Below are 11,522 nucleotides of genomic sequence, written 5' to 3'. Positions count from 1 at the left end.
CGCCCCCCGCCCAACGTCATTTTGCGCCTGACAGACCGGCCCCCTCCATGATAGCCACCATTCTAACGGCCCCTAGTTAACGGGCCGAATAGACTGACGTTTATAAGGAAGCGCATCGTATGACGTTTTTTAAGCCGATCGTTTTGGGCCTTGTAGCTGCCCTGACCCTGCCGAGCCTCGCCTTGGCGCAGGCCGCTGAACCGCTGGTATTGCCAGACCGCAGTGAAGTGGAGGCCGGAGAGCCCTATGTCGCGGAAATTTTCCGCGATTGGCAGGTGCGGTGCATCCGCTCGGAGGGGGAAGACATCCCTGACCGTTGCGAGATGTTCCAACTGCTGGAAGAGGAAAACGGCAACCCCGTCGCGGAATTCCGCATCGCGGCCGCCTTGATCGACGATGGCGAAACTGTCGCCAACGCCACGATCCTTACACCGCTCGATACGCTGCTGAGCCCGGGTCTTCAGATCCGCGTTGATGACGCCGAGCCCGCCGTTGTGCCCTATGCCTTCTGCCGCCCCATCGGGTGCTTTGTGCAACTGTCCCTGACGGCGGAAAACGTGGCCCAGTTTGAGAACGGAGCCGACACGCAGGTGGTGCTGTTCGCGCTTCTGCGCGATGAGCTTGGCCAGATGGGCGGCGCGCCTGTCCCCACGACCGCTTCTTTGCGCGGGTTCACCGCCGCGTTCGACTCCCTGCAAGAACGCATTACCGAGGTGCGTGCCTTTATCGCGGCACAGGAAGAAGCCGCAGCCGCTGAAGGGGACGCGGAGCCTGCCGAAGAAGCGACGGAGTAAGCGCCGGAACAACCGCCCGACGCGCACCATACGGCGCAACCGGGACGGCAAGATTGGCCCGCTGGAGCGATCCGGCGGGCCTTTTCTTTAGCTCACTCTTTGGGGAAGGCGTCTTAGGGCGCGGCGCGGAGCGCCAGAACAGCGTTCAAGCCCCCGAAGGCGAAGGCGTTGGACAGGCAAGCGTCAACATTGGCCTCTCGTGCCTCGTTGGGGACAACGTCCAGGGCGCATTCGGGGTCCGGTTCCTGATAGCCAATGGTCGGCGCAATCACCCCGTCCTTCAGGGCCATGATGCAGGCCAAAAGCTCCACTGCGCCGGTGCCGCCGATCAGATGGCCGTGCATGGACTTGGTGGAGGAGATCATCAGGTCATCGGCGTGGGGACCAAAGACATGGGCCACGGCGGCGCATTCCACCTTGTCGTTGGCCGCTGTCCCGGTGCCATGGGCGTTGATGTAGCCCACGTCCTCGGGGTTCAGACCGCCGTCTTGCAGCGCCGCGCCGATGGCCCGGGCGGCGCCCTGTTGCGAGGGCATCACGATATCCGCCGCGTCCGAGGTCATGGCAAAACCCACCACTTCGGCCAGAATCTCGGCCCCCCGGGCGCGGGCATGGTCCAACTCCTCGAACACGAAAACCGCCGCCCCTTCGCCCTGCACCATGCCGTTGCGGTTGGCCGAGAACGGACGGCAGGCGTCCTTGGACATGACGCGCAGGCCTTCCCACGCTTTTACGCCGCCAAAGGATAACATTGCCTCGGACCCGCCGGTCACCATCACATCGGCCCCGCCATAGCGGATCAGGTTGAAGGCTTGTCCCATCGCATGGTTGGACGACGCGCAGGCCGTCGCGACCGAGAAACTCGGCCCCTTAAGGTTCCATTCCATCGACACATGGGACGCGGCCGCGTTGTTCATCAGTTTGGGCACCACAAAGGGGTGTACGCGGTTCTTCCCCTCTTCATAGACCGAGCGGTAGTTTTCATCCCAAGTGTTCACCCCGCCCCCGGCGGTGCCCAGAACCACACCGGCGCGTGCGGCGGCCTCACCGGAAAAGCTCATGCCATCAAGGGCTTGACGGGCTGCAATCAGGGTAAATTGGGTAAAGCGGTCGTACAGCGCGATCTGCTGGCGGTTGAACAGGCTTTCGGGGTCATAGCCCTTTACTTGCCCGCCGATCTTGACACTAAGCCGGTCCACGTCACGCAGTTCCAGCTCGGAAATCCCACAACGCCCCTCGCGAAATGCCTCAAGGGTTGTAGGCACATCAGCCCCCAGCGCATTGATCGTGCCCTGCCCGGTAATCACAACGCGGCGCATGGGTTACCCCTTTTGCTCGGCCAAAAGGCCTTCCACCGCCCGCACAATCGCTGCCACCGAGGAGATGTCGAAATCCGACGCCTCAGGCTCATTGGCGTTGAAGGGCACCTGGATGTCGAAGGCTTCTTCAATCGCAAAGATGGATTCCACCAACCCAAGGCTGTCGATCCCCAGATCGTCCAGCGTCGATGTCTCTGACACATCGCTTGGCTCAAGCACGGCTTGCTCGGCGATGATCGCGATCACTTTGTCTTTGACGGTCGTGGCCATGGCTCTCTTCCCGCTGGTTGGCGCTGGTCTAAGACGTCTTGTCAGGCTTGGAAACGGCTTTTTGCAGATCCGAGACGATGCGGGCCGTACGCGGCAGGCGGCGCAGGGCTTTGTACATCTCGACGTGGGTGTCCATTTTCACCGCCGGATGCCCCATGACCATGCGGCCCGCAGGCACATTGGTGAACAGCTTTGAAGATCCCGCCGCCACCACGTCATTACCGATGGTGATATTGTCGCTGACGCCGCATTTCCCGCCCAAAACCACGCGATCACCCATCTGGACCGAGCCCGCAAAGCCGGTTTGCCCGCAGATCAGGCAGTCTTTACCGATCACGCAGTTATGGCCAATATGCACGAGGTTATCGACCTTGGTGCCGTCGCCGATTTCCGAGTTCGCAATCGTGCCGCGGTCAATCGCCGTATTGGCTCCGACCTCGACATCATTGCCGATGATAAGAGAGCCGAGCGAATGGATCCGCACCCAAGATTGCTCGGGCGCGGGATCAGACGCAGTGCCAAGGCTTTCACGGGCGCGTTCCACCTGCGACTTCTGTGGGGTCACAAAGCTGAAGCCATCGCCGCCCAAAATGGCACCGGGTTGGGCAATGAAGCGGTGCCCAATCTGGACGTGGTGGCAAACACGCACCCCTTCGTGAAGCAGCACATCATCGCCAATCTGCGCCCCGTCCTGGATAGAGCAATGGGACGCGATCCGCGCCCGGGCGCCAATGCGGACCCCTGCGCCGATCACCACAAACGGACCAATCGCGGCCCCTTCTCCGATTTCGGCACTGGGGTCGATCACGGCCATGGGATGTAGACCGGGCTTCAGCCCGGGGCCCGGGTCCATCGCCGCTGTTACCCCGGCCATGGCATAGCGCGGCCGCGGCGCGATAATCGCGGCCTCCAGCCCCAACGCCTGCCAGTCCATATCCGCGCCAATCACCGCAACCCGGGCCCGGCCCGCCCGAAGGCCTTCCGCGTATTCGGGTCGCATCGCCAGCGCCAAATGCTCTGGCCCTGCCTGCGCCGGCTCGGCCACGCCCGTCACCAAAAGATCAGCGGCGCCCAAGACCTCTGCCCCAAGCGCCGCTGCAATCTCTCTTACGCTGAATTCAGCCATGTCATTCCCCGTAGCTTACGAGGACAGGATTAGCTGTTCACGCCTCTGATCTCCACCCCAAGGTTCTGGATCGCCTGGCGCAATTGCGCGTTCCGACCATAGATGTCGTTACGGAAGTTCAGGCGGCCCTCGGTATCCACCCAAGAGGTCCAGTAAACGATGTGGACCGGAATAGGTGTTTCAAGGTTTACCTGAGTCTCACGGCGCGACTGCAAGATCGTGTCGAAGAAGGTACGGCTGTCTTCTTCCTGCGCGGCAAGAAGGTGGTAGGCCAGCTCATAGGGGTCATCCAGACGGACACAGCCCGCCGAATAGGCCCGGACCTCATGGGTCATAAGATGCTGATCGGGGCTATCGTGCAGATAGATGTTCCACCGGTTCGGGAACATGAACTTCACCAGACCAAGGGCGTTGCGCGGACCAGGGGGCTGGCGCAGGTCGAACGGGAAGTTCCCCGCCGAAACCCGGCTCCAATCCACGTTGGCACGGCTTACGGGGCGGCCATTTGCCATCAGCTCAAGATGATTTGCCCCGCCCGCGAGGATCGACGGGATGTACCCCCGCGCAATGGACCGTGGCACGTACCAGCTCGGGTTGATGACCATATGCTCCATCGTGTCCGAGAACTCGGGCGTGCGGCGGTCGCTATCGCGCGATCCGATAACGGAGCGGGTGATAAAGGTCACTTCCCCGTCATCAATCACGCGGGTGTGGAAATCCGGCAGGTTGACGAAGACGTGGCGCGGGCCGCGCTCGAAATTCAGCCAACGCTGACGCTCCATCGCGAGGATGACCTCGGACAAATGCTCGGACGCGGAGCGATTAACAGCACGGATCGTGTCGCCCCCGGCGATGCCGTCGGCCGTGATCCCGTTATCAACCTGAAACTCCAGCACGGCCTGCTGCAAGCGCACGTCGTAAGTCGCAGTGGCCGAGCGATCCAGATAGCCCATCGCCATCAGGCGGTTGCGCAGCTGCACGACCGAAGTGCCCGTGGCCCCCGGCGCGAGGGAACCCGCCTGAACCGTGGGGCCATAGCCGCCATCGTCAATCAGCGCCTCAAGCCGCAGCTTGGCACGCTGCAATCGCGTATATTCCGGGTGCTGCGGCGGCAGCGTCGCGATGTATTCATACGGGTTTGACGCGGCGAACTCGGTGAAAAGCTCAAGCGGATCGCGGCGCGGCAGGGTGTGAACGATATCCCCCACAATGTCGCCCGGCTCCAGGAAACCCGAGTTGATGTCGCGGGCGTACTGCAAGAACAAAAGTGAAGCCTGAACGTCCGCGCGGCCCATATCGTAGGGATTCGTTGCGCTTTCGAAGGCAGCTACAAGATCGGTCGTGTCATAGCGCTGCGTCGGCAAACCGTGGTTGTGGGCGTCTGCCAGCGCGCTAAACAGCGCATTACGACGGTCGGCGGCGTCGGCGGTCGTCCAGATCGGCTGGAAGTCACGCTCCCGGTAGAAGGCGGCAAGCTGCTCTTCCGTGGATGACGCCTCTGCGATTGCTTGGCGAAGGGCTGAGAACGCCTGCGCTTCGGCTTGGCTTGGGGACAGCATGACCGACACCATCGGCGTCCCGGCCAAAGCCAGCGACAAAAGCGAAAGTTTCGCGAATTTCAACATGTTATTCCTCCCCGAGGCGGCAATACGAGTGCAGACATTTACTGGAATCCACCCTCGCGTGACGACGCGGCAGTGTCTATTCACGTTTTTGTAAGTTTTTAGCTTTAGTTTCAATCCTGCAACGGTGGGAAACCCCACCTTGTGACGGAGGTTCGACGTTCTCCAAGGCGCGGCGCGATCGGTATTCTGGACCATTTTCGCCGATGTAATTCCGCCATACCGGCAGAAAATCGCCTAGATTCGAGGGTATGCCCATCGGGAGCGCAATAAGACTTCCGAAAAAGTTTCGATTGTGTCATTCAGTCCACACTAAGCCTGTGGGGACAGTGCACAATCTGGTGAGGGTCGCTTTGGACGAGTGGCCTGACTGTGCTGACACGGAACGGGCAGTAAAAAGGGGCAATATCCCATGACGACACAATTTTCTCGACGCTCGCTAATGCGCGCGTTCGCGGCCACTACTGTTGCCGCGGCGCCGGTGATGGCGAACGCAACCGGTCTTCTGCGGGGCGCTGGCGATATTCGCCGCCTCAATATGTACAATGGCCGCGCGGGTGAAAACCTGAACATGATCTACTGGATCGAAGGGGAATACATTGCCCCTGCTCTGGAAGAGGTTAACTACTTCATGCGCGATTGGCGCACTGATGGCGTGATCGACATCAATATTGGCACGGTCGATATCATGGCTGCCGCGCACAACTTGATGGAAACGTCCGAACCTTACACGCTGCTGTCGGGCTACCGATCTCCCGAAACCAACGCGATGCTGCGCCGCCGCTCGTCCGGTGTTGCGCGGAATTCGCGTCACATGGTGGGCGAAGCCGCTGATTTGCAACTGCAATCGCGCTCCGTCAACCAGATCTTCAACGCGGCGCGCGCTTGCAACGCAGGCGGTGTCGGGCGCTACTCCAGCTCCAACTTCGTACACATGGACTGCGGCCCCGTTCGCAGCTGGGGCGGCTGAGTTAGGATCTGGGCAGGCGCGAGACTTCATGCCTGTCCAACACCCGACATAAGCAAAAGTTCCAGGCCCCGTCCAAAAAATTCATGAACGCCCCAGCCACCGCGCCTGGGGCGTTTTTCGTTGTCCGCCCCAAACGCGCAATCGTGATCGCAAACCCCGTTGGACAATTCCACCGCCGCCCCCATATCCTGCGTGACAACAAGCGGAGGCCCCATGACCACCTACACCAAGAACCCCGATGTAATCGCCAATCTGACGCCGGAACAATTCCGCGTCACACAACAGGATGCGACGGAGCGTCCGGGCACCGGAGAGCTGCTTTATAACAAGGAGCCAGGCATTTACGTGGATATCGTCTCGGGCGAGCCGCTGTTTGCCTCGTCCGACAAATACGAATCCGGCTGCGGGTGGCCGAGCTTCACCAAGGCGATTGAACCCGCCCACGTGAACGAGCTGCGCGATATGTCCCTTGGCATGGTCCGCACCGAAGTCCGCTCCAGCCACGGCGACAGCCATTTGGGTCACGTTTTCCCCGATGGCCCGCCGGATCGTGGCGGCTTGCGCTACTGCATCAACTCCGCCTCCTTGCGTTTCGTGCACCGTGACGACATGGAATCGGAAGGTTATGGCGCATACATTAACCAAGTGGAGGACGTAGCATGACGGAACGCGCAGTACTGGCGGGCGGGTGCTTTTGGGGCATGCAGGATTTGATCCGCAAGATGCCGGGCGTGGAATCGACGCGCGTGGGCTACACCGGCGGGGACATCGAAAACGCCACCTATCGCAACCACGGCACCCACGCCGAAGGGATCGAGATCCTCTATGACCCGGCAAAGATCAGCTACCGGCAATTGCTGGAGTTCTTCTTCCAAATTCACGATCCCACCACGGAAAATCGCCAAGGCAACGATCGCGGCCTGAGCTACCGCAGCGCGATCTACTACGTTGATGATACTCAGAAAGCCGTGGCTGAAGACACAATCGCCGATGTGAACGCTTCGGGACTGTGGCCCGGAAAGGTCGTGACCGAGGTGGAACCGGTTGGCGCCTTTTGGGAAGCCGAGCCAGAGCATCAGGATTATCTGGAGCGTATTCCCAACGGCTATACCTGCCATTTCGTACGCCCTGATTGGGTACTGCCCAAACGATCCACCGCAGCGGAGTAATTCTACGGCCACCAGACGAGTGGCATCCGAAACCTCGCCTACTTCGCGGGCGGTGCTGCCGCTCGGCGATCGCAAGCGGGCTGGGACGAGAATTAACCCTCCGCCAGACCGCGGACTAACGTCCATAGGGCATCGGGCACATCGACCGGGTCCAAATGCTTGCGCGGCGCGCCGGGAATACGCCCGGTGCCGCCGTCGCTTGCGACCACATCGGCCACCCTCGCCAGGCGGTCGGCCATGACATCGGCCCCCGCATGCCCCTGCGGGTCGATCAGCAGATAGGTCTGTCCCAAGTCGTGGGGTTTGCCATCCGCCAGCTTCAAGCCTTTGACATCCAACGAATTAACCGATCCCGTCAGCCCGGCCGCCATCACTTCTACCAACAGACCAAAGGCCCATCCCTTTGGCCCGGCAGCACTGACCAAAGCGCCCTTCAACGCCGCTTCCGGGTCCGTGGTCGGCTGGCCCTCGGCATTCACAGCCCACCCGAGCGGTATCGCCTCGCCCGCTGCTTTGGCCATGGTGATCTTGCCCAAAGCCACCGCCGAGGTTGAGAAATCCGCGTGCATCAGCGGCGCATCGGGGCCTGGCACCGTCATGGCGATGGGGTTGGTCCCCAAAACCGGCGTCTTGCCCCCCGGGGCCGCCACGATGGCAGAAGCATTGGTGAACCCGATGGCGATCATTCCGTGCGCCGCGATCTGTTCTGTAAAGTAGCCAAGGGACGTGCAGGTATGGGCGTGGGCGACGGTCAAGGTCGCAACGCCCACCTCCTGCGCCGCTGCCACCGCTTGCGCAAGCGCGCGCGCAAACGCCGGTTGAGCAAAACCAAACCCTGCGTCCACTCGTGTAACACCTTGCTTAGGCTGCGAAACCTCCGGCTCCACCGTACCATTCACCCGGCCTGAGGCAAGCTGCGTGCAATAGCTTTCAAGGTAGTAGAGCCCGCAAATAATGTTCCCCGTCTCCTCTGCCCGCGCGACGGCTTTGGCCACTTCCGCGGCCTGAAAAGCGCCCGCTCCATGGGCCAGCAAAGCCGCTTCAGCTGTGGCGCGAATATCAGCGATGGAGATGTGCATGGGCAGCCCTTCTGTGCGAAATCATTCCGGTGAAGAAACAGGATTGTGGATCACGGTGCAAGAGCCGTGGAGAACCGCGGCCGCACTTGAACAGGCGCGCCCTTGGGGCCGGCAAGGGATTGCGAAGAAAAGAAATGGCGGACCCTAGAACCGCCAAACCACGTTCCGAAGGCGTCCAAGAAAGTATCAATTTCAATGACTTAAACCACCTATTTGTCTTGCAACGTCCAGTGCCGTCCCCCATATTCCTATAAAGAATGGGGGGTAGAATGGTGGACGAAACGAAAGAGACCAATACGCGCGAGGCACGCCGCAAGAGCGGGCAACACCCTGAGAAAGCCCTAAGTGCCGCGTTCGTGCGGTCTGCCAAAGAACCCGGCAAATACTTCGACGGTCACGGGCTTTTCTTGAAGGTGGACGCCAGCGGCGCAAAGCGTTGGGTCCAGCGGATCAACATTCGCGGCAAGCGCCGGGAAATCGGCATTGGCTCGACTTCCCTTGTCTCTCTGCAAGAGGCGCGTGAAACTGCCCTAGAGAACCGCAAGCAAGCCCGCGCGGGTGGTGACCCCCTCCAAGCCAAGAGACAGGCACAGGCCGTCCTGACGTTTGAGGAAGCCGCGCGAAAGGTTCACGAACTCCACCGCCCGTCATGGCGCAACGCCAAACACGCGGCGCAATTCCTTTCCACACTCGAAACCTACGCCTTCCCCACCATCGGGCGCTTGCGCGTGTCAGAGGTGTCTACGGCGGACGTGCTGGGCGTTCTGACGCCGATCTGGCATACAAAGCCCGAAACGGCGAAGCGGGTACGCCAGCGCATCGGCACAGTGATGAAATGGACCGTTGCCCAAGGTTGGCGACAGGATAACCCGGCCCAAGCGATTGCGTCCGCCCTGCCCCGTCAGGAAAAGGCACAGAACCCCCGCAAGGCGTTGCCTTATGGTGACCTGCCCGCATTCCTCAATGACCTACAAGCAAGCGAAGCAAACCCGCTTACCAAGCTGGCCTTGGAATTGATTATCCTTACCGCTTGCCGATCTGGCGAGGCTCGATTGGCGCAATGGGAAGAAATCGACCTGGACACGGCTGAATGGACCATCCCGGCAGAGCGCATGAAGGCAAAGCGTGTTCACCGCATTCCCCTATCCGCCCGCGCGGTAGAAGTGTTGAAACATGCTAAGGTTGAGGGCGCACGATTAGGCGATGAAAGCGGGCTTGTGTTCCCCGGCACCAAACGCGGCAAGCCATTATCCGACATGACTCTGACAAAGCTGGTCAAGGCGCTGGGCTATGACGTTCACGTTCATGGCTTCCGCACGTCGTTCCGTACATGGGCGCAAGAGCGCACCAACTACCCGCGCGAAGTGGCCGAGGCCGCCTTGGCTCATGTAAACGCTGACAAGGTAGAAGCCGCCTATGCGCGGTCTGATCTGTTTGAGAAGAGACGGCAGATGATGGACGGGTGGGAGCGAAAAGTTTCCCACGTTGGGGGCGAAGTTCTATCTTTCTCCGGTTGAGACCCACTCAGTCTACCGCCTTATTCTCCAAGTCGAATGAATAAGATCTGGCGTGGCTGTTCAGCCACGTCACATCCACATATTGACAATTCCAAGACTGAAACAACAACATATAGCGCAACCTCAGCTATAGTGGCACTAATCAAATTACCAATAGACTTACCAAAGTTGCTGAGTTGGAGATGGCCGATGTATACCGAGTCAGGCCGATTTGATGCGAAAAGATCGGTGCCTCCCAACGCCGTGCATGGCATCAGGAGGCGGGTCGAAAATGACTTACCACGGTGCATTTTCAGACTCCTGTCTCGCAAACCATAGGGCCAAGCGCAAACTTTTTTTGCGCTGCCCGTTGCCAAAGGAGTATCCATATGGAGCGCCATCTTAGACGACAGGCCGTCGAAGAAATCACCGGACTTTCCCGGTCCACTCTCTATGCCATGATTTCAGAGGGCACTTTTCCACGGCCAGTGAAGCTAGGCAAACGAGCCGTAGGTTGGTCTGAATCAAGCATTCAGACTTGGCTTTCTCAGCGCGAAACCGCCTGAGAACCGCCCACACTCACCACCATATGAGCGCGGGCGGGACATCGCTTTCCTGCATACGGAATAGTTACCCACTCCGCGCGACAATTGAAAGGAACGGCTTTGGCTGATTCTACTATTGTGCGCATTCGCCCCCACAACGGCGTCCCCTTCACCATCAACGTAAAAGGGCGCGACCTTTGGGCGCTCGAACAACTCGCAAAGGCTGCTCAATCGGGTGTTTCCCCAAGGGACGAACCCACTGGGCCACGCTGGTCTGCATACATCCACAACTTGCGAGGGCTGGGCGTCCCCATCGAAACCAGGCGCGAACCCCACGGCGGCGAATTTCCCGGCACCCACGGCAGGTACATCTTGCACGCCACCATTGAGCGGTTGAGTGCCGAGGTGGCGCAATGATGGCCCAACGCATCGCCCGCCTTCGCCGCCTTCACGGTTGGTCCGCCACCAAGGCCCGCCAAATGGCCCCTCTGATCTATGGGGAGGGTCGGCCATGAAGACCACTGCCCACCTCACCCACACCCAAGGCCAGTGGCGCGTTCATATCGAACGCGCCGCGCAGGTAGGCCGTGACGCGCATCTGCTCAACTTGGGGGGATGCACTAGCCGCAAGGTCGCCGTGCGCGTGTGGCTCTCTGTATTAGCGCAGGAGGGATAGCCATGAGCAGAGCAAAGGGAAAGCGCAGCGAGACTGAAGGGCAATACATCAACATGCCCTACGCAATGCTGAAATCGGAAGCATGGCGGTCCCTTTCAGGGGCCGCTATCAAAGTCTGGTTTGAGCTGCACACGCGATACCACGGCGGCAACAATGGCAACGTGCGCCTTTCAATGAATGAAGCGGTCAAGGCGCTTGGCATTTCAAAAGGGACAGCACAACGCGCCTTTGTTGAACTCCAAGACAAGGGCTTCATTGCGCTACACCAACCGGGCAACTGGTACGGGCGCAAGGCGCACGAGTGGCGCATAACCACGAAAAAAATGCAGACCGTGAAAGGGGCTAAGAACGCCTCAAACGATTGGGCTAAGTGGCGCAAAAAACAAAAGACGGACCATGAGAGTACCCGTCGCCACTTTTGACGGGACCAATACAAAACCCGAACGACACAAAGGG

Annotated in this window: 13 protein-coding genes; 8 read left to right on the top strand and 5 right to left on the bottom strand. The window is 60.1% G+C overall.

Annotated features, from left to right (window positions below):
- The first annotated feature begins 119 nt into the window (after positions 1 to 119).
- Positions 120 to 794, top strand: a complete 675-nt coding sequence (locus AADW23_RS12775) for an invasion associated locus B family protein (RefSeq protein ID WP_341861326.1) — start codon at positions 120 to 122, stop codon at positions 792 to 794.
- Positions 795 to 907: 113 nt separating this feature from the next.
- On the opposite strand, the gene AADW23_RS12770 is transcribed toward AADW23_RS12775, so the two are convergent.
- From AADW23_RS12770 to AADW23_RS12755, 4 genes are read right to left on the bottom strand one after another with little or no spacing between them, the layout of a single operon-like run.
- A complete protein-coding gene (locus AADW23_RS12770; RefSeq protein ID WP_341861325.1) occupies positions 908 to 2,113 on the bottom strand; it encodes a beta-ketoacyl-[acyl-carrier-protein] synthase family protein in 1,206 nt (401 codons plus the stop codon).
- A gap of 3 nt (positions 2,114 to 2,116) precedes the next feature.
- Positions 2,117 to 2,383, bottom strand: coding sequence for an acyl carrier protein (locus AADW23_RS12765; protein ID WP_341861324.1), 267 nt, complete (start codon positions 2,381 to 2,383; stop codon positions 2,117 to 2,119).
- A gap of 28 nt (positions 2,384 to 2,411) precedes the next feature.
- Positions 2,412 to 3,509, bottom strand: coding sequence for a UDP-3-O-(3-hydroxymyristoyl)glucosamine N-acyltransferase (lpxD, locus tag AADW23_RS12760; RefSeq protein WP_341861323.1), 1,098 nt, complete (start codon positions 3,507 to 3,509; stop codon positions 2,412 to 2,414).
- Between the two features lie 29 nt (positions 3,510 to 3,538).
- Complete coding sequence (locus tag AADW23_RS12755; RefSeq protein ID WP_341861322.1) at positions 3,539 to 5,134, bottom strand: L,D-transpeptidase family protein; 1,596 nt, start codon at positions 5,132 to 5,134, stop codon at positions 3,539 to 3,541.
- A 409-nt stretch (positions 5,135 to 5,543) separates the two neighbouring features.
- Here AADW23_RS12755 and AADW23_RS12750 point away from each other — a divergent pair, with 409 nt between their 5' ends.
- From AADW23_RS12750 to msrA, 3 genes are all read left to right on the top strand, one after another.
- Entirely contained in the window at positions 5,544 to 6,101 is a 558-nt protein-coding gene (locus AADW23_RS12750) for a DUF882 domain-containing protein (protein ID WP_341861321.1), read from the top strand.
- Positions 6,102 to 6,314: 213 nt separating this feature from the next.
- Complete coding sequence (gene msrB / locus AADW23_RS12745) at positions 6,315 to 6,764, top strand: peptide-methionine (R)-S-oxide reductase MsrB (RefSeq protein ID WP_341861320.1); 450 nt, start codon at positions 6,315 to 6,317, stop codon at positions 6,762 to 6,764.
- On the top strand, positions 6,761 to 7,270 hold the full coding sequence (gene msrA / locus AADW23_RS12740) for a peptide-methionine (S)-S-oxide reductase MsrA (RefSeq protein WP_341861319.1): 510 nt from the start codon (positions 6,761 to 6,763) through the stop codon (positions 7,268 to 7,270). Before msrB ends, msrA begins: the two co-directional genes overlap by 4 nt.
- 92 nt (positions 7,271 to 7,362) lie before the next feature.
- Here the strand turns inward: msrA and AADW23_RS12735 are convergent, their stop codons facing one another.
- On the bottom strand, positions 7,363 to 8,349 hold the full coding sequence (locus AADW23_RS12735; protein WP_341861318.1) for an Ldh family oxidoreductase: 987 nt from the start codon (positions 8,347 to 8,349) through the stop codon (positions 7,363 to 7,365).
- 269 nt (positions 8,350 to 8,618) lie between these two features.
- Here AADW23_RS12735 and AADW23_RS12730 point away from each other — a divergent pair, with 269 nt between their 5' ends.
- The 4 genes from AADW23_RS12730 to AADW23_RS12715 all read left to right on the top strand — a co-directional run bounded on the left by AADW23_RS12730 (position 8,619) and on the right by AADW23_RS12715 (position 11,488).
- Positions 8,619 to 9,866 (top strand): integrase arm-type DNA-binding domain-containing protein, encoded by a 1,248-nt coding sequence (locus tag AADW23_RS12730; RefSeq protein ID WP_341861317.1) that lies wholly within the window; start codon positions 8,619 to 8,621, stop codon positions 9,864 to 9,866.
- Between the two features lie 368 nt (positions 9,867 to 10,234).
- A complete protein-coding gene (locus tag AADW23_RS12725; RefSeq protein ID WP_341861316.1) occupies positions 10,235 to 10,411 on the top strand; it encodes an AlpA family transcriptional regulator in 177 nt (58 codons plus the stop codon).
- 99 nt (positions 10,412 to 10,510) lie between these two features.
- Positions 10,511 to 10,807, top strand: coding sequence for a hypothetical protein (locus AADW23_RS12720; protein WP_341861315.1), 297 nt, complete (start codon positions 10,511 to 10,513; stop codon positions 10,805 to 10,807).
- Positions 10,808 to 11,068: 261 nt separating this feature from the next.
- The gene (locus AADW23_RS12715) at positions 11,069 to 11,488 is read left to right on the top strand and encodes a helix-turn-helix domain-containing protein (RefSeq protein WP_341861314.1); all 420 of its coding nucleotides are present in this window, start codon (positions 11,069 to 11,071) and stop codon (positions 11,486 to 11,488) included.
- The last annotated feature ends 34 nt before the right edge of the window (positions 11,489 to 11,522 follow it).

Origin of the sequence: Gymnodinialimonas sp. 57CJ19 (assembly GCF_038396845.1) — a bacterium.
Classification (GTDB): domain Bacteria; phylum Pseudomonadota; class Alphaproteobacteria; order Rhodobacterales; family Rhodobacteraceae; genus Gymnodinialimonas.
Note: the sequence above shows the minus strand (reverse complement) of the source record. Positions and strands in the feature narration are given on the sequence as shown.